Origin of the sequence: Methanoculleus sediminis, assembly GCF_001017125.1 — an archaeon.
Taxonomy (GTDB): Archaea; Halobacteriota; Methanomicrobia; order Methanomicrobiales; family Methanoculleaceae; genus Methanoculleus; species Methanoculleus sediminis.
Window position 1 is genome coordinate 107,441 of the sequence record NZ_JXOJ01000004.1, and the last position, 16,358, is coordinate 123,798.

Genomic DNA, 16,358 nt, shown 5'->3' on the forward strand with positions numbered 1-16,358 from the left:
TGTTACAAGGACGGTCGATGACGAATACCACCACAACACCCGGAACAGAGTCACGCCTCTGGATAGCGGTTCCTGCGGTCTCGTTTCTGGGAATCGGGATCGAGCTGCTGCTCGCATCAACCGGCTTTCCCTATGCCATCTGGGCAGGCGTCGCAGGATGCGTGATCGCCTCGTGCATCCTCTGCTACCAGGCCTACCAAAAACCCCGGCGGGATCTCGTCTCGCTCTTCACGCCGCTCTTCGCGTTTCTCATCCTGGTCATACCAAATGAGATCAGTTCGGGCGGCGTAATCGTGCAGACGATCTTCGCGGCAACGATCACCTTCCTTGCAATCCGGGTAGAAAAAGTGTTTAACGCGCCGAAACTACAGGAGAAGACAATGAAGCAGATGTTAAACGAATATATCGGCAGGATTGAGCCGCTCCTCGCCGTTATCGACGAGGAGGCCGGCCATCTGGTCGCACAGTCCCTGCTGACGTATAAGTTCGGGCTTTATGCGAACGCAATGGAGAAGAGCACGGAGGCGCTTGCCCGGCTCGATGCGATCACCCCGCGCCCCCAAACCCTGGAGCGCGCGCTCCTGATCCTCCGGGAGCGTGCCGGCGGCTTCGCCGAGTCCCGGGTGACGACGAACCCGGAGCATGTCTTCAAGGAGGGGGACTACGACAATCTCGCCATCCGTCTCGCAAAGGACCAGATCGAAGACCCGACCGTGCTCGACCTCGACAACGCACTGATCCTGCTCTATGCCGTCGGGATCGAGACCTCCCCCGAGGACGAGCAGGCGCTGGAGGAACACCAGCGGTTCATCGTCCAGATCCTGGAATCGTATAAAGAAAAACTGACTGCATGAGCGAACTGACCGAGGGCGACCTCTTCCGGGGTCTCATAACGATAGCGGCGCCGATCGTCGCCGGGAACGTGCTGCAGAGCGGCCTCGAGCTGGTCGACCTCTTCTTCGTCGGCCGGCTGGGAGCGGAGGCTATCGCGGGTGTCGCCATGAGCACCTCTATCGTCATGGTGCTCATGACGATCATCATCGGCATCGTCACCGCGAACACCGCCTTCGTCTCGCGCTACTACGGGGCGAAGAATTACGATATGGTGGCGAAGGGCGTCTCGCACACCCTTATCCTCGGGCTCATATTCTCGATTCTCCTCAGTGTCGTGGGCATCCTCTACGCCGAGGATATGCTCCTTCTCCTCGGCGCCGAACCGAACGTTGCATTGCTCGGGGCTTCCTACCTGACGGTCCTCTTTACCGGCAGCGTGACGCTGGTCGAGCTCTGGGTGATCAACTCCTCGTTTCAGAGTTGCGGCGACGCCACGACGCCGATGCTCCTCGTGGTTCTCGCGAACATCACGAACATCGCCCTCGACCCGCTCCTGATATTCGGCTACGGGGTAGTCCCCGCCTGCGGCGTCGCCGGGGCGGCATACGCCACCATCATATCCCGGAGCGTGGCGTTCGCCATAGCGTTTGCCCTGCTCCTCTCGGGGAAAACGCCGATCCCCTTCTCGTTCCGGACGAAGTTCGAGTTCTCGCTCGCGTGGAGGCTGATCCGGGTTGCCGTCCCGAATTCCGTTCAGTCCGGGCTTCGGAGCGTAACGTTCCTTGCGATGATGGCGATCGTGGCGGTCTTCGGGACCGCGGCCCTCTCCGCTTACGGCATCGTGGGGAGGCTCGAGCTGGTCGCGCTCATGCCGGGGTTCGGGATTGCGACCGCAACCGCCGTGATCGTCGGCCAGAACCTCGGCGCGAAGAAACCCGAACGGGCGGAGGCGGGCGTAAGGCTCTCCGCGCTCATGAACGGCGGATTCATGGCGGTCATGGGAGCGGTCTTCTACCTTGCCGCGCCCGCGATCGTCGAGATCTTCGACCCGAGCGGTGCGAGCACGGATATCGGCGTCTCGTACCTGCAGACGGTCGCACCGTTCTACGTCTTCCTCGCCGTCGCGATCATCCTCGGGTTCGCGCTCAACGGAGCGGGGGACACAAAGAAACCCATGTACGCCACGTTCTTCTCCATGGTTCTCTTCCAGGTGCCGCTCGCCTGCATCCTCCCGGGTCTCTTGGGGATCGGGATTGCCGGGGTCTGGCTCGCGGTGATCTGCGGAGTCATCCTGCAGACGGGCATACTCTTTACCATGTACCGGCACGGGGGCTGGAAATCGACGGCGATATGAGGGGGGCGCGGGGGTCCACTGGAGCTCTGCAGGGCAGAGGAGTTTCATGTCTACGTAGCTCGCACCTAGGGATGCTCAAACTCCGGACGTCCTGTCAGTCGTACCTTCGGTGCTTGACTTCAGCTGCCGTAGAGCGTCACCCCTCTAAACATCACGTATCCCGATGCACGAATTTCGAGGGGATATCGCCACGCACTGCCCCCGCCCCCTGGGGAGGGGAACGACTGCTGGAACAGCAGGAGTTTGAGCACCGTCAGGTGTGAGTTGCGGCGGGTCGTAGAGCCGGAGCATGAGCACCGAAGGTGCGGGGAACGACTGCCGGAACAGCAGGAGTTTGAGCACCGAAGGTGCGAATGAGGAGGCCGAAGGCCGGGTGGGGTGCGACGGACGGGACGTCCAGAGCTTGAGAAGACCGAAGGTCTTCGAGTGGGGTTTACAGATATGCCCTAGAGGTGGAGACAGGGGAGGAGGGCATGCCCCCCTCGCACCTAACGGTGCTCAAGCTCGCTTCGCTCGCACTCCCCGTCAGCCCCTCCCCCCAATGGCGACATCCCCACGGTCCACTACACGGGATCTTGCCACGCTCATGTCCATTCAGACAATCGCCCCAAAGCACAACGCGCACCCGAGATCTACAAAAGAGAACCACAACTCCCTGAAAAACCTTAAGCTGCCCGCCCCCTCTCCCGCCGAAAAAAGTCAGAGCGAGTCGAGGCTGATTCCGCTGAACTCGTCGGAGACTGCGTTGATGTCTTTCACGCCGAACGCGGTCTGGACGGTGACGAGCTCGAGATCACGCGCAACATCGCACATATAATCGATGATATCGACCGAGAGTTCCCGCTTCTGTTTGGACTTGCGGAGCTGGTCCACGAGGAACGTCATCCTCTCGGGGGATTCCATGCGGAGCTTGGCGAGGCTCATCACGCACATGTAGATCCGGGTCAGGTTCCTGTCCGTTCCGGTGATGGTGTCGAAGAAGTTCCGGAGGACCTGCGCCTGGTAGACCTCGCCGCTCATGATGATCGAATATTTCTCAAATCCATATAAATGTCTGCCGGTTTATATCGGCGCACCGGAGGTGCCGGTTCGCTACCCGGGACACGGAGGAGAGACGATCTCTCCCCGTGCCGGGAATTCATTTCCGGACGCTGACGATCTTGATGATGTCGCCGTTTTTCAGTTCGTGGGTGTCCTTGACCCGCATCCCGGTCTTTGCGTCGATGGCATACAGGAATCCCTCGCCGATATCGGTGTGAACCTGGTAGGCGAGATCGCGGGGCGTCGACCCGCGCTTCATGAGGAACGCGTCGGGGAGAACCCTGCCCTTACCGTCGGTGAGTTTGTGCTCGTCCTCGACCGGGAAGACGACGATCCGGTCGAGGAGGCTGAAGACCGCGGCATCCAGTGCCTTCTGAACCCCGGTGCCGCCGAATGTCTGCATGAAGTCCGCGACCTTCACGAGCCCGGCACGCTGCGCGGCGTTGATGCTCGCTTCCGGGCTGATCTCGAAACTCCGGTCGCCGGGAAGGTAGCGGACGAACTTCCCCTCTGCGGCCATCCGGAGCGCAAGTTCGCCTGCGGCGCTTGCAAAGACGACGTCGTGCTTCGCGAGCCGATCCAGGCATTCCTTCGGCGCCTGGTCGGCCTTGTTCCCGACAATCAGCATCGGCTTGCTGATCGCCATCAGCTCGCGGCAGAACCGGATCAGGTCCTCCTCCCCCGCCGTCCGGAGCTCGATCCCGACCGCCCCGGTAGCGTCGCGGACGTGCTCGTAGGTGATCCCGAGGCCGGCGAAGACCTCGGCGATCGCCGCCGCGAGAGAGAAGTCCTTCGCCTGGGCCTGCCGCACGAGTTTCGCCCAGTTCCGCGAGAGGATGCCGTACATCCACATCGACATCTCGTACTGGAGGAACTCGATATCCTTCACCGGGTCGCGCGAGCCGATATCGATCGGGTTCCCTTCTGCGTCCGTCGACCCGCTGGCATCGACGATCTGGAGGATGGCGTCCGCCTGCCGGAGATTGTCGAGGAACTGGTTGCCGAGTCCCCGCCCGAGGTGTGCCTCGGGGACGAGGCCCGCAACGTCGATCAGCCCGACCGGGATGAACCTGACCCCGTCCCGGCAGTTCTCGCACGGGACGTGCGTCTCCTGGCACGGGCAGGCTGTCCGGACGTACGCGACGCCGTGGTTTGCGTCGATGGTCGTGAACGGGTAATTGGCAATCTCTGCCTGGGCAAGGGTCGCCGCCCTGAAAAACGTCGATTTCCCACAGTTTGGTTTTCCTGCAATGGCCAGTGTGATCATGAGAACTCCTACCGCACCGTTAGGTTGAGAGTAGTGTTGGGCTATCCACCATTTATCACCTTCTTTCCCCGCCGTAGCGACCCAGGCCGTGCCGTTGCAGCCCCAATCATCGGTACGGGAGATTCAATTAGGAGCAACGACAACATGACTGCATGGGCTTCGTAACCCGGAATACCTACTACTTCGATGCGCCGGGCGTAGAGAACACTCGCGACGCCGCCCGGTTCGCCGTCGAGCGGGCGCGGGAACTCGGCGTCAAAAAGATCGTTGTCGCGAGCAGCAGCGGCCGGACGGCGCTTGCCTTCCGGGACGCTATGGCGGGAACCGACCTCGAATTGATCGTCGTCACCCATGCGGTCGGGTTCTCAAAGCCCGGCGAGTGGGAGTTCTCGCCGGAGGTGGCCGGGACCCTCCGGGCGGAAGGGGCGAAGATCGTCACCGGAACGCACGCGCTCTCCGGGCTCGAGCGCGCGATATCCCGCTCATCGAGACTCGGCGGGAGTTCCCGCACGGAAGCAATCGCCGAGGCGCTGCGGCGGACGGTCGCGATCGGCCTGAAGGTCGCGGTGGAGTGCGTCCTCATCGCGGCGGACCAGGGAGCGGTCGGCGTCGATGAAGAGGTGATCGCGGTCGGGGGCACCGCAACCGGCGCCGATACCGTCTGCGTCATCCGTCCCGCGCATACCGCAACGTTCTTCGACCTGCAGGTGCGCGAGATCGTCGCCATGCCGAGGAACCGGTGAGCATGACGCTCGAATCGGTCACCGGTGCCGCCGGACTCCTCCGAAAACACCCCGTCCTCTGGTCGATCGGCCTCGTCATGGGTGCTCTCGCGGTCCTCAACCTCGTCATCCCCGTCTACGGTGGGGCGTTCTACACGGAGCCTCTGGCACTCCTGCAGGTGCTCCTGACGCCGTTCTTGGCCGGCGGCGTCTACGGCACGATCCGTGCGGAGAACTTCTCCTTCAGTGAGTTCGTGCGGTCGGGCAAGACCTACTACTTCCGGATACTCCTGCCGGCCCTGGTCATCTTCTTCGCGGTCATCCTGACCATCGTTCTGCTCATGATACCGCTCGCGCTTCTCGGCGCCGGAGCCGCCGCGAACATGGCGGCGCTCCTCTTCGGGGTCATCCTCTCGATCGCCTTCTTCACGTTCTTCTACGACACCGTGGCGGTCTTTGAAGAGACGGGCGTCTTTGAGTCGATCCGGCGGAGCATCGAGTTCGTCATGAACAACCTCGGCAGCGTTCTCGTCTTCTACCTGGTAAACATCGCTGTCTTCGCAGCGCTCGGGTTCGCGGCCCTCTTTGCCTGGACCGCCCTGCTCCTGGACAAACTCGAACCGCTCGTCAGCATGAGTCCCGAGGAACTCCAGGCGGTGATGCCGGAGGATCTCCTCGCGCTCATCGGGACGGAGGGGATATGGATCACCGCAATCGTCTATGCAGTCGTGATCGTGCTCTTCTCGGTCTTCCTCTACGCCTACAAGGCGAGTTTCTTCAGGAATCATGCAGGAACTCCGCAGGTGCAGCAGGGGGAGTACGACGAGAAGGGGCGGTGGTATAAGTACTGAACTGGCTGGATGGGACTATATCCCTCTTTTTTCTCTAGTTCCGGGTTTTTGACATCCGGCATCTTCTGCATTTTTCCTGCCCACTGGGACTGCACCCATGCACAGCTTTCCGGTGGACTGCGCACCCCGCACCTCCGGTGCTTGTGCTCCGGACGTTCTGTCATCGTAAGTTCAAGATCATAGGCTTTCTCCAGCGATGTCCCGTAGGGGCATCGCCTATCGCCACGCACTGCCCCCGCCCCCTGGAGCGGGGTGCGACGGGCCATGGGCCGGAGCATGAGCACCGAAGAACGATGTTCCATCAGGAACGGAGTTCGAGCACCGCAGGTGCGAAGGTGCGGGGGAGGAGGCCGAAGGCCGGGCGGGGTGCGATGGACAGAGCGTCCGGAGTTTGAGAAGACCGGAGGTCTTCGAGTGGGGGTTACAGGCATCCTCGTATCAGGTAGGGACAGGGGAGGGGGGATGCTCCCCCCTCAAAGGCCTTCGGCCTTCTCGTGCTCCGTTCCTGTCGGAACATCGCACCTCGCACCTCCGGTGCTCAAGCTCGCTTCGCTCGCACTCCGCACCCTTCGGGTGCTCGAGCTCTGCTCCTTCAGAGCATCGCACTCCCCGTCGGCCCCACCTCGCACCTTCGGTGCTCGAACTCCGCTCCTCGAAGACCTTCGGTCTTCTCGAACTCCTGTCCTGCGGACAGTCGTTCTTCGGAGCGTCGTTCCCCCAATGGCGATATCCCCTCGAAATCCGTGCACAGGTGTAAGAACCATAATGCCAGACAACATCTGGCAGGTCGTGTGGTCACAAGGTGGTTATCACAACTTCGCGAGCCCGCACCGGACCGGTTGACCCGGACTATAACATCCATAAATCAAAAAACCGCACCGGAGCCCCCGCGCCCCCTCACCCGAGCATATAGATCAGCATCCCCGAGATCCCGCCCGAGAACGTAGCGACCAGGTTCGTGCCCGAGTTCCCGATCCTGCCGCTGTTCTCGAGCGTTGCGCCCACCAGACTGTCGACATTGGTGCCGATGAACCCGGCCGCGACCGTGACGACGACCATCCAGGGGTCGGCGACGCCCATCGCCCATGCGACGGCGGCGACGAGGACGGATGCGATGACGGCCGCGACCTCGCCCCGCAGGGTCACCCCGCCGTTCGTCCCCCGCGGCACCGGCTTGAGCGTCGTGATCAGGTACGGCGCCTTCCCCGTGACCCCGATCTCGCTTGCGGCGGTATCGGCGGCCGCCGAGGCGACGCTGCCCATGAAGAGCGCCACAAAAGCCGGCTGGCCGGTCAGGCCGTAGAGGATGGCGGCGGCGGTCGCCACCAGGCCGTTTGCGAAGACGTTGAAGTATCCGCGCACGCCCCCGTGCTCCTGGGCGACGCCGAGCTGCTCCTTATCGCCGTAGCGGTAGCGGGTAGCCCCGGCACCGATGATGAAGAAGGTGAGCATGATCAGGAACCACCGGACGTCCGCGAAGACGATGAGGATGATCCCGATCATGGCGCCCGAGAAGAGGCCGCTGATATCGGCCACCCGGACACGGTAGGAGGTGTAGCCGAACCCGAACGCTATTACGGCCGCGGCGACGAGAAGGGTCAGGTCTACCTCGAAGTTGAGTTCCTCGAAGAGGAACATGGTCATCGCGACGCCGAGCGCCTCGATCATCAGAGCATCGTCCCGGCCCCGCAGGGCCGCCCGGAGGAGCACCGCGACGACCACGCCCATCACGGCGACGAGCGGCGCGGTGTACTGGAGGTAGAGCATCACGGCAGCCGATACGGCGATTGCGGCAACCAGGTGATGGAGATACGCCGCATGTCGATCTCCGGTGAGCCGGAACGCCACCTCGCCGATCACGACGATGCCGAGCGTGCAGGTGAAGACGAACGTCGAGAGCCAGCCGAGCCCGTAAAGCACGGCAAGCACGACGATCGAGAGCGATACGTAGCGTGTCTCTTTGATGAGGGAGAGGACGAGCGAGAACGGAACGAGGAAGAGCGTGAGCAGCCACGCCGGCTGGAGCAGGGGGGCAAGGCCTATGAAGACGAGGGTGAGCACCGATGCCAGAACCAGCCCCTGCGGCTTTGTCATTCATATGTGATTGGAGGTGCAGGGACAAAGCCTTTAGGGTTGAACACCTGCCGCCTTCGCGGTTTTTCGCGGTGGACGTTCCGGGATGCCCGGGCCGGGGAACGCCCCAACAATATATTTCACTGGGAAGAGAGAGATTATACGCTGAAAATGTCGCCGTCACATCAACTACCCAAAAACTATGATATCGAAGACGTGGAGAGGCGCTGGCAGAGTACCTGGCGGGACGAGGACAACTATTTCGACCCCGCCTCGAAAAAACCCCGTTTCATCATCGACACGCCGCCGCCCTACCCCACCGGCAACTTCCATATCGGAAACGCTTTAAACTGGTGCTATATCGACTTCATCGCGCGGTACAAGCGTATGCGCGGCTACAACGTCATGTTCCCGCAGGGGTGGGACTGCCACGGCCTCCCCACCGAGGTGAAGGTCGAGGAGACCTACGGGATCACCAAGAACGACGTACCGCGGGAGAAGTTCCGGGAGATGTGCCGCGACCTCACGCTCGGCAACATCGAGAAGATGCGGGCGACCATGCGGCGGCTCGGGTTCTCGACCGACTGGAGCCACGAATACATCACCATGCTCCCGGACTACTACAAAAAGACCCAGGCGTCGTTCCTGCAGATGCTCAAAGCCGGCGACATCTACCAGAGCGAGCATCCGGTGAACTTCTGCACCCGGTGCGAGACGGCCATCGCGTTCGCCGAGGTCAACTACGCGCCCCGCACCACCAAACTCAACTACTTCGACTTCGACGGCGTCGAGATCGCCACCACCCGGCCGGAACTGCTCGCGGCCTGCGTTGCCGTGGCCGTCCACCCCGAAGACGAGCGCTACCGCGGGATGAAGGGGAAGAGGCTCTCCGTCCCGATCTTCGGCCACAATGTTCCGATCATCGAGGACGTCGCGGTCGACCCGGAGTTCGGCAGCGGCGCGGTGATGATCTGTACGTTCGGCGACAAGACGGATGTCTACTGGTGGAAACAGCACGGCCTGGATCTCCGCAAGGCTGTCGACCGGCAGGGCGTCATGACCGCAACCGCGGCTCCCTATACGGGGATGTCGTCCGAGGACTGCAGGAAGGCGATCCTCGCAGATATGGAGAAGGCCGGGATCCTGAAGCGGCAGGAGGAACTCGAGCAGCGGGTCGGGACCTGCTGGCGGTGCAAGACCCCGATCGAGATCCTCTCGGAGCGACAGTGGTTCGTCCGGGTCCACCAGGACGAGATCCTGGATTCGGCGCGGAAGATCTCCTGGACGCCGGAGCACATGTTCACCCGGATGGAGAACTGGGCGAACTCCATGGAATGGGACTGGTGCATCTCCCGGCAGCGGATCTTCGCGACCCCGATCCCGGTCTGGTTCTGCACCGCCTGCGGCGAGATGGTTCTCCCGGCCGAGGAAGACCTCCCTATCGACCCGACGGTCGATAAGCCCAAGACCCCCTGCCCGAAGTGCGGCGCATCAGATTTCACCGGCGAGAAGGACGTGCTCGACACCTGGATGGATTCCTCGATATCGGTGCTCCACGTCACCGGGTGGGACGGGGCCGGCAAACCCCCGCTCTTCCCGGCGCAGATCCGCCCCCAGGGACACGATATCATACGGACGTGGGCGTTTTACACCATCCTCCGGGCGAAGGCGCTGGCCGGCGGCCATCCCTGGGACGAGATCCTGGTGAACGGTATGGTGCTCGGGGAAGATGGGTTCAAGATGAGCAAGAGCCGGAGCAACATCATCTCCCCCGAAGAGATCGTCGGGCAGTACGGCGCGGACGCGCTCCGGCAGTGGGGTGCCGGGGGTGCCGCGACCGGTTCGGACATCATGTTCAACTGGAACGACGTCGTCGCGGCGTCCCGGTTCCAGACCAAACTCTGGAATATCTTCCGGTTCGTCATGGGGCACCTGGAGAAAGGAGCCGATCCTGATGCACCGGTGACGGAACTCACCGACCGGTGGCTGCTCGTCCGGCTCTCCGAGACCGTGGCGGAGGTCACCGCCGCGATGGAGGGCTACCAGTTCGACCGGGCGCTCAAGGCGATCCGGGAGTTCGCCTGGAACACGCTCGCCGACGACTACATCGAGATCGCAAAAGGCCGGCTGTATGCGGATGACAGCAGCAGGGCCAGTGCCTGCAACGCGCTCCGGACGACCATGGATATCCTCTGCCGCCTGCTCGCTCCGATCATCCCCCACTTCGCGGAGGAGTGCTACCATAACCTCGCCGGGGGAAGCGTGCACAAGGAGGTCTGGCCGGACTTTTCGTACGCCGACGACGAGGCACGGCGCCACGGCGATCTCCTGGTGAAGACGGTCGCCGAACTCCGGCGCTACAAGCACGACAAGGGCATGGCGCTGAACGCCCCGCTCGGCCACGTCATGATCTATGCGCCGGAACCGGTCGACGACGCCGGTGACGCCGGGCGTGCCCTCAATGCCGACGCCTACTGGAGCACCGGCACGCCCCGGCTCGAGGAGGTCGTGAGCGGCGTGGACTTCAACATGGCGGTGATCGGGCCGACGCTCAGGAAGCAGGCGCGGGGGTTCATGCAGGCCGTGGAGGCGCTCCCGCCGGAACTGCTCAAGAACCCGCCTGCGGCCGTCACGGCCGACGGCGAGGAGATCCCGGTGCCCCCTGGCTCCTTCACGCCGAAGGTCGCCTACCGGGTGGCGGGAGAAGAGGTGGACGTCCTCACGCTCGGGGACGTCGTCGTGACGATCGGGCACCAGCCCTGATTTCGCCCGCGATGAACCGGGCAACTTCTTCTTTTTCGAGCAGCGCATCGACGACGACGAACCGCGACGGGTCGGCGGCTGCAAGGTTCAGGTAGTTCTCCTGTACCCGCTCGAGGATCGCGGCATTTTCGAAGTATTCTCTCTTTTTCTCAGGGTCGAGCCTTTTGACGGCATCCTCTATCGGCAGGACCAGGAGGAACGTCAGGTCGGGCCGGATCGACCACCCCTCGTGGATCCGGCGGAGCCACTGGAGCGGGTCGGGGAGGACGCCGTCGAGGACGACCGGCTGGTAGGCGAATCGCGAGTCGGCGTAGCGGTCTGATATGACGAGCCGTTCTTCGCCGAGAGCGGGCCGGATCACCGTATCGATATGCGCGGCGTGGTCGGCGCAGAAGAGGAGCGCCTCGGTGATCGGATCCATCCGCTCGGCAATCGCCCGCCGCACCGATTCGCCGACCCAGGTGGCGCCGGGCTCGCGGGTGAAGAGGGGATCGAGGTCGGCGAGCAGTTCGCGGAGACGGGCAAGGAGCGTGCTCTTCCCGCTCCCGTCGATTCCTTCGATGGTGATCAGCACGGGCGTCCCCTCCGGAGCCATTCGAGCGGCACCGAGCCGCGGTGAACGGCGGTCGCGATGATCGCCCCGTCGAACCCGGCGTCGGCAAGAAGACGGATGTCGTCGGTCCCGGCGACCCCGCCCCCGTAGAGGAGGCGGCCGGGGTAGGACGCCCGCATCTCCTCAAGGTCTTCACGGACGAGGCCCCGTTCCGTTCCCACGGCGCCGATATTGAGGAGGATGCACCCCTCGAACGAGAGTGCCGCCGCACGGCGGAGCATCTCTGCCGGCGGGATGCCCCAGGGGAGCACCCTGCCGCCTTTGACGTCGATGCTGAGATAGCCTCTCCGGTATTCCGCGAGGCCCTCGATCGCCGTCGCGGCCGTCTCGGTGCCGACGACCGGCGTCACTCCCTCGACCGCGGCGCATTCGGCGGGCGATCGAATGCCCCGATCCAGGTAGCACCGCTCGACCATGGCGGCGCAACGCCGGACGAGGTCGTCCTGCGGCGTCCTGCCCTGGAGGCTCTCGAGGTCGGCGATGTAGAGGTACCGGGGCGCGAGAGCGGATAGGTAGGCTTCCGGTTCGGCCGAGGGCGCGATCCCCCAGGTCAGCGGCCGGTAGCCCGCGCGGTCTCCGGACTTCCCGTGCACCACAAGGCCGCCTGCCAGATCGACTGCAAGAATCAGTTCCATGTCCTCAACGTAATCACTATTAGGGTGAAGGATCATTAATTTCTATGCAATTACTCGTCAGTCCAAGCAGCATTGAGGAGGCAAGAAGCTCGCTTTCCGCTGACATCATCGACGTGAAGAAACCCTCGGAGGGGTCGCTGGGCGCGAATTTTCCCTGGATCATCCGGGGAATCAAGGAGATCGCCGGCAAGAAGCCTGTCAGCGCTGCAATCGGGGACAATGAGTATAAACCGGGAACCGCAGCTCTTTCTGCATACGGCGCCGCGCACGCTGGTGCCGATTATATCAAAGTCGGCCTGATGTTCGACGGGGACGACCGCGCCCGCGAGGTCATCGAGGCGGTGACCACGGCGGTGAAACGTGAGTTTCCCGAGAAATATGTGGTCATCGCAGCCTATGCCGATTTTGCGAGGATGGGCACGATCTCGCCGTTCGCGATCAGTTCTCTGGTCGCGGACGCCGGGGCCGACATCGCCATGATCGACACCGGTATTAAAGATGGGAAGAGTCTCTTTGAGTTCATGGATGAGGAGGCACTGGCCCGGTTCACCGAGCGGAATCGGGAACTCGGGTTGCAGACGGCTCTTGCCGGTTCGCTGAAGTTCGAGGACCTCGATGCCTTAAAGCGGATCGACCCCGAGATCATCGGTGTCCGGGGGATGGTCTGTGGGGGCGATCGGTCGACGGCGGTCCGGGCAGAACTGGTGGAGAAAGCAATGATGATGCTCAGGTGATGTATGTACATCGAGAAGATGCAGATGGAAACAACGTTTACGTTCGACGACGTGCTGCTTGAGCCCGCCGAATCATGGGTCGAGCCCGACGAGGCCGATGTCAGGTCGCGGTTCTCGCGCAATATTCCCCTGACTATCCCTCTCGTGAGCGCCGCCATGGATACGGTGACCGAGTCGGTGATGGCGATAACCATGGCCCGGGAGGGCGGCATCGGCGTTATTCACCGGAACATGACCCCCGATCGCGAGGTCGCCGAGGTCAGGGTTGTCAAGCAGGCCGAGGACCTGATCGAGCGCGAGGTCGTGGCGGTCGGCCCCGAGGCCACGGTCACCGACGTGGAGCGTGTCATGCGGCAGTACGGTATCGGCGGCGTGCCCGTCATCGAGAACGATAAGGTGATCGGCATCGTCAGCCGCAGGGACATCAGGGCGATCCTCCCGAAACGCGGCGAGGCGAAGATCACCGGCTACATGACGAAGAAGCTGATCACGGCCACCGAAGATATCACGGCGGAGAACGCGCTCGAGACGATGTATGCGAACAAGGTCGAGCGCCTCCCGGTCGTGGACGGGGAAGGATGTCTGGTCGGCATCATCACGATGCGGGACATCCTCGAGAAGCGGCAGTATCCCCGCGCGAACCGCGATGCGAACGGGAAACTCCGGGTCGCCGCCGCGGTGGGCCCCTTCGACTTCAACCGGGCGATGATGCTCGTCGAGGCGGGCGCCGACGCCCTGGTGGTGGACTGCGCCCACGGCCACAACATGAACGTCGTCAAGGCGGTCGGGGAGATCAAGGCGAGCGTCGCCGTCGACGTGGTGGCCGGGAACATCGCGACGAAGCAGGCGGCCTCGGCCCTCGCCGGAACCGTCGACGGGCTGAAGGTGGGCATCGGGCCGGGCTCCATCTGTACAACAAGGATCGTCGCGGGCGTGGGCGTGCCGCAGGTCTCCGCGATCGCGAACGTCGCCGAGGTGGCGCACGGAGCCGGCGTGCCGGTGATCGCCGACGGCGGCATCCGCTACTCGGGGGACATTGCGAAGGCGGTTGCCGCGGGCGCGGACTGTATCATGGCGGGCAGCCTCTTTGCCGGCACGGACGAGGCGCCGGGGAGGGTCACGACGATCAAGGGCCGGCGCTACAAGCAGTACCGTGGGATGGGATCGCTCGGCGTCATGAGCAGCGGCGAGTCGAGCGACCGCTACTTCCAGAAGAAGGAGTTCGGGAGAACCAAGTTCGTTCCCGAAGGCGTCGAGGGGGTCACGCCCTACGTCGGGCGGGTCTCGGACGTCATCTACCAGCTTGTCGGCGGCCTGAAGTCCGCCATGGGTTACACGGGTTCAAAGACGATAGCGGATCTGAAGAGGAACGGCAGATTCCTCAGGATCACGCCTGCGGGGTATGGCGAGAGCCACCCGCACAACATCATGATCACCGACGAGGCGCCGAACTACCGCCTCTTCGAGTGATACTTTTTTATGTCGGAATCACTAACATTTAGTAAACATGCTCGAGGGCAGTGAGGTTTCCCGTCTCCTCGATATCCTGGGAAACCGGAACCGGCGGCGAATAATACAACTGCTGAGACAGAAACCGTGTTTTGTGACTGAGATCTCCGAGCGCCTGGTGCTCAGTCCGAAAGCGGTGATAGAGCACCTGCAGTTGATGGAGCGCGAACAGCTCCTCGTATCCTTCCAGGACGAACGCAGGCGAAAGTATTACTATCTCTCGCATGACATCAATGTCATCGTAAACCTGCAGAAGCAGGACGGGGTTACGCTTCCCTCCGTTGAAGAGAACCAGAGAACACGATTTGCAAGAAACCTCGAGGCATTCCGGAGGATGGTTCGGGCTCGCGACGAACTGCTGGATAACCTCGAACAACTGGAGCGGGAGATCGAATCGAGGTTCGCCGAGGTCATGCGCATGCGGGGGAGTTTCGTCACCGACGACGGGGACCTGGAGATCATCCTCGCGCTCTCCCATGCCGACCTGCGCCTCGCGGAACTCGAGGAAGTGAGCAGCCTGTCCACGGATGAGCTGAAACAGAGACTGAGCAACCTCATGCACACGGGGGTTGTCGAGCGAATCAACGACCGATACCGGATACGTGGTACACATGGCGAATAACCCATACGACGAAATGTTTCGAGACATCGCGCGGCTGATGGAGAAGATCTTAAGCGAGATGCCCGCCCACGACCCGAAGATCATCGGGTTCACCATCATCGGCGGACTGCCCGAGGGGGCTCCCTATCCCGATTTCGCCGAAGACGAGGATGGAGAGTCCGATGTCGAGGTGGTCGAAGGGGACGACTGCATCTATATCACCGCGGTGGCGGATGCCCGGGCGGACGGTGCCCCATACGTCACGTTTCAGGAAGACTCCGTGACCCTCTGCACCGGGGGTGACGAGGAGACGGTCATCGATCTCGACTGCGAGATCGATATACTGCACAGTTTCTACAACGTGCAGCACGGCGTGATCGATGCCGTCTGCCGGAAGAAGAGCGCACCGGGCGAGGTCGCCCGGTCCTGAACCGTCTTCACTCTTTTACAGCGGGTTCTGGCCCTCGGAATAGCCTTCCGGCTGAAACCGCTTGGAGATGTCTGAAAAAAAGATGCGTTACTCCTGATACTCTTCAAGAGCAAGCTGGTACATCCAGTCGAGAAGGAGTGCGCACTCTTCCGGGGTGCACTCCTGATCGCAGCCGATGCACGGGAGAACCTCTCCTCCTGCAAGGATGATGCAGGGATCGATTGCGCGTTTCTTCGCGCGCAGAAGATAGGTCTTGATGCCGTCGCTACGGAACTCGATGCGTTCGATCAACCCGGCATCAAGCAGCCGCTTCACGATCCTCGAGCACTTCCTGCTGTCGATATCGAGAAGTTTCCAGAGTTCGCTCTGGAGAACCCCCTGACGATGGGACTGGATAACCTTGAGTGCTTCTTCCTCCTGGTCAGACATGGCTATCAGAGCAGGGGCGCAATGGTCAGGATATTGTTGCCGCGGATGACGACGGTCCCGAGGGTGCGGCCCCGCTGTTCCCCGGTATACTCGGTGGTCTCGTCCATATGCAGATTCAGGTGTTCATCCACCGCCACGAGCCGTCCCTGGAGTTTCCTGCCGTCATCCTTGATCTCAACGGTGATTTTAGAGTCTACGAGCGAAAAAACCTTCTTTACAGGGAGTACGATACCATTCACCATCTGTTCTTATATGGTTATGTTCATGCATTAAGTTTTCCTATTACCGACTACCAACCGCCTTTGGCGGTCGGTAGGAGGTGCGGCCCCGTTAGGTGGCGTTACCGACTACCAACCGCCTTTGGCGGTCGGTAGGAGGTGCGGCCCCGTTAGGTGGCGTTACCGACTACCGACCGCCTCCGGCGGTCGATGGGAGGTGCGGCCCCGTTAGGTGACGCTGCCGGCTGGCGACCGGGTACCGAAAGGCATCATCGGGTGCGGCC

16 protein-coding genes are annotated in these 16,358 nt (G+C 62.4%); 9 read left to right on the top strand and 7 right to left on the bottom strand.

What is annotated here, in order from left to right:
- Positions 1–17 precede the first annotated feature (17 nt).
- Positions 18–854, top strand: a complete 837-nt coding sequence (locus SZ63_RS09055) for a hypothetical protein (RefSeq protein WP_048184440.1) — start codon at positions 18–20, stop codon at positions 852–854.
- Entirely contained in the window at positions 851–2,188 is a 1,338-nt protein-coding gene (locus SZ63_RS09060; RefSeq protein ID WP_048184442.1) for an MATE family efflux transporter, read from the top strand. Before SZ63_RS09055 ends, SZ63_RS09060 begins: the two co-directional genes overlap by 4 nt.
- 699 nt (positions 2,189–2,887) lie before the next feature.
- Here SZ63_RS09060 and SZ63_RS09065 read toward each other — a convergent pair.
- Together SZ63_RS09065 and SZ63_RS09070 are read right to left on the bottom strand one after the other, a co-directional pair.
- Complete coding sequence (locus SZ63_RS09065; RefSeq protein ID WP_048184444.1) at positions 2,888–3,208, bottom strand: hypothetical protein; 321 nt, start codon at positions 3,206–3,208, stop codon at positions 2,888–2,890.
- A gap of 118 nt (positions 3,209–3,326) precedes the next feature.
- Positions 3,327–4,496: a redox-regulated ATPase YchF gene (locus tag SZ63_RS09070; RefSeq protein ID WP_048184446.1), complete on the bottom strand. Its 1,170-nt coding sequence runs from the start codon at positions 4,494–4,496 to the stop codon at positions 3,327–3,329.
- Positions 4,497–4,648: 152 nt separating this feature from the next.
- Between SZ63_RS09070 and SZ63_RS09075 the strand changes: the two genes are divergently transcribed.
- A complete protein-coding gene (locus SZ63_RS09075; protein ID WP_048184448.1) occupies positions 4,649–5,239 on the top strand; it encodes a pyruvate kinase alpha/beta domain-containing protein in 591 nt (196 codons plus the stop codon).
- Between the two features lie 2 nt (positions 5,240–5,241).
- Positions 5,242–6,069 (top strand): DUF7847 domain-containing protein, encoded by an 828-nt coding sequence (locus SZ63_RS09080; RefSeq protein ID WP_048184450.1) that lies wholly within the window; start codon positions 5,242–5,244, stop codon positions 6,067–6,069.
- Positions 6,070–6,966: 897 nt separating this feature from the next.
- Here the strand turns inward: SZ63_RS09080 and SZ63_RS09085 are convergent.
- Positions 6,967–8,163 carry a DUF92 domain-containing protein gene (locus SZ63_RS09085; RefSeq protein WP_048184452.1) on the bottom strand — a complete coding sequence of 399 codons (1,197 nt, stop codon included), beginning with the start codon at positions 8,161–8,163 and terminating at the stop codon, positions 6,967–6,969.
- Between the two features lie 150 nt (positions 8,164–8,313).
- On the opposite strand from SZ63_RS09085, the gene SZ63_RS09090 reads away from it, so the two are divergent.
- On the top strand, positions 8,314–10,905 hold the full coding sequence (locus SZ63_RS09090; RefSeq protein ID WP_048184454.1) for a valine--tRNA ligase: 2,592 nt from the start codon (positions 8,314–8,316) through the stop codon (positions 10,903–10,905).
- Here SZ63_RS09090 and tmk read toward each other — a convergent pair.
- On the bottom strand, positions 10,862–11,479 hold the full coding sequence (tmk, locus tag SZ63_RS09095; RefSeq protein ID WP_048184694.1) for a dTMP kinase: 618 nt from the start codon (positions 11,477–11,479) through the stop codon (positions 10,862–10,864). The two genes, SZ63_RS09090 and tmk, sit on opposite strands and share 44 nt — an antisense overlap.
- Complete coding sequence (locus SZ63_RS09100) at positions 11,473–12,153, bottom strand: HisA/HisF-related TIM barrel protein (protein WP_048184456.1); 681 nt, start codon at positions 12,151–12,153, stop codon at positions 11,473–11,475. The genes tmk and SZ63_RS09100 overlap by 7 nt, the downstream gene beginning before the upstream one ends.
- 44 nt (positions 12,154–12,197) lie before the next feature.
- Here SZ63_RS09100 and SZ63_RS09105 point away from each other — a divergent pair, with 44 nt between their 5' ends.
- Genes SZ63_RS09105 through SZ63_RS09120 form a run of 4 tightly spaced genes read left to right on the top strand, consistent with a single transcriptional unit; the run spans position 12,198 to position 15,427 of the window.
- Positions 12,198–12,887, top strand: a complete 690-nt coding sequence (locus tag SZ63_RS09105) for a (5-formylfuran-3-yl)methyl phosphate synthase (protein ID WP_048184458.1) — start codon at positions 12,198–12,200, stop codon at positions 12,885–12,887.
- A gap of 3 nt (positions 12,888–12,890) precedes the next feature.
- Positions 12,891–14,357 carry an IMP dehydrogenase gene (gene guaB, locus SZ63_RS09110; RefSeq protein WP_048184460.1) on the top strand — a complete coding sequence of 489 codons (1,467 nt, stop codon included), beginning with the start codon at positions 12,891–12,893 and terminating at the stop codon, positions 14,355–14,357.
- Between the two features lie 37 nt (positions 14,358–14,394).
- The gene (locus SZ63_RS09115) at positions 14,395–15,018 is read left to right on the top strand and encodes an ArsR/SmtB family transcription factor (protein ID WP_048184462.1); all 624 of its coding nucleotides are present in this window, start codon (positions 14,395–14,397) and stop codon (positions 15,016–15,018) included.
- The gene (locus SZ63_RS09120) at positions 15,008–15,427 is read left to right on the top strand and encodes a hypothetical protein (RefSeq protein WP_241481300.1); all 420 of its coding nucleotides are present in this window, start codon (positions 15,008–15,010) and stop codon (positions 15,425–15,427) included. The genes SZ63_RS09115 and SZ63_RS09120 overlap by 11 nt, the downstream gene beginning before the upstream one ends.
- Positions 15,428–15,514: 87 nt before the next feature.
- Here the strand turns inward: SZ63_RS09120 and SZ63_RS09125 are convergent, their stop codons facing one another.
- Together SZ63_RS09125 and SZ63_RS09130 are read right to left on the bottom strand one after the other, a co-directional pair.
- Positions 15,515–15,856 carry a helix-turn-helix transcriptional regulator gene (locus SZ63_RS09125; protein ID WP_048111906.1) on the bottom strand — a complete coding sequence of 114 codons (342 nt, stop codon included), beginning with the start codon at positions 15,854–15,856 and terminating at the stop codon, positions 15,515–15,517.
- Between the two features lie 5 nt (positions 15,857–15,861).
- Positions 15,862–16,098, bottom strand: a complete 237-nt coding sequence (locus SZ63_RS09130; protein ID WP_048184464.1) for an LSM domain-containing protein — start codon at positions 16,096–16,098, stop codon at positions 15,862–15,864.
- Between the last annotated feature and the right edge of the window lie 260 nt (positions 16,099–16,358).

Bases quoted from the DNA above. Each gene is read 5' to 3' on its own strand.
- SZ63_RS09060 (WP_048184442.1), top strand. From the start codon at position 851: ATGAGCGAACTGACCGAGGGCGACCTCTTCCGGGGTCTCATAACGATA.
- SZ63_RS09070 (WP_048184446.1), bottom strand. From the start codon at position 4,496: ATGATCACACTGGCCATTGCAGGAAAACCAAACTGTGGGAAATCGACG.
- SZ63_RS09090 (WP_048184454.1), top strand. From the start codon at position 8,314: ATGTCGCCGTCACATCAACTACCCAAAAACTATGATATCGAAGACGTG.
- guaB (WP_048184460.1), top strand. From the start codon at position 12,891: ATGTACATCGAGAAGATGCAGATGGAAACAACGTTTACGTTCGACGAC.
- SZ63_RS09080 (WP_048184450.1), top strand. From the start codon at position 5,242: ATGACGCTCGAATCGGTCACCGGTGCCGCCGGACTCCTCCGAAAACAC.
- SZ63_RS09085 (WP_048184452.1), bottom strand. From the start codon at position 8,163: ATGACAAAGCCGCAGGGGCTGGTTCTGGCATCGGTGCTCACCCTCGTC.
- SZ63_RS09120 (WP_241481300.1), top strand. From the start codon at position 15,008: ATGGCGAATAACCCATACGACGAAATGTTTCGAGACATCGCGCGGCTG.
- SZ63_RS09130 (WP_048184464.1), bottom strand. From the start codon at position 16,098: ATGGTGAATGGTATCGTACTCCCTGTAAAGAAGGTTTTTTCGCTCGTA.
- SZ63_RS09105 (WP_048184458.1), top strand. From the start codon at position 12,198: ATGCAATTACTCGTCAGTCCAAGCAGCATTGAGGAGGCAAGAAGCTCG.
- SZ63_RS09125 (WP_048111906.1), bottom strand. From the start codon at position 15,856: ATGTCTGACCAGGAGGAAGAAGCACTCAAGGTTATCCAGTCCCATCGT.
- SZ63_RS09100 (WP_048184456.1), bottom strand. From the start codon at position 12,153: ATGGAACTGATTCTTGCAGTCGATCTGGCAGGCGGCCTTGTGGTGCAC.
- SZ63_RS09065 (WP_048184444.1), bottom strand. From the start codon at position 3,208: ATGAGCGGCGAGGTCTACCAGGCGCAGGTCCTCCGGAACTTCTTCGAC.
- SZ63_RS09055 (WP_048184440.1), top strand. From the start codon at position 18: ATGACGAATACCACCACAACACCCGGAACAGAGTCACGCCTCTGGATA.
- SZ63_RS09115 (WP_048184462.1), top strand. From the start codon at position 14,395: ATGCTCGAGGGCAGTGAGGTTTCCCGTCTCCTCGATATCCTGGGAAAC.
- SZ63_RS09075 (WP_048184448.1), top strand. From the start codon at position 4,649: ATGGGCTTCGTAACCCGGAATACCTACTACTTCGATGCGCCGGGCGTA.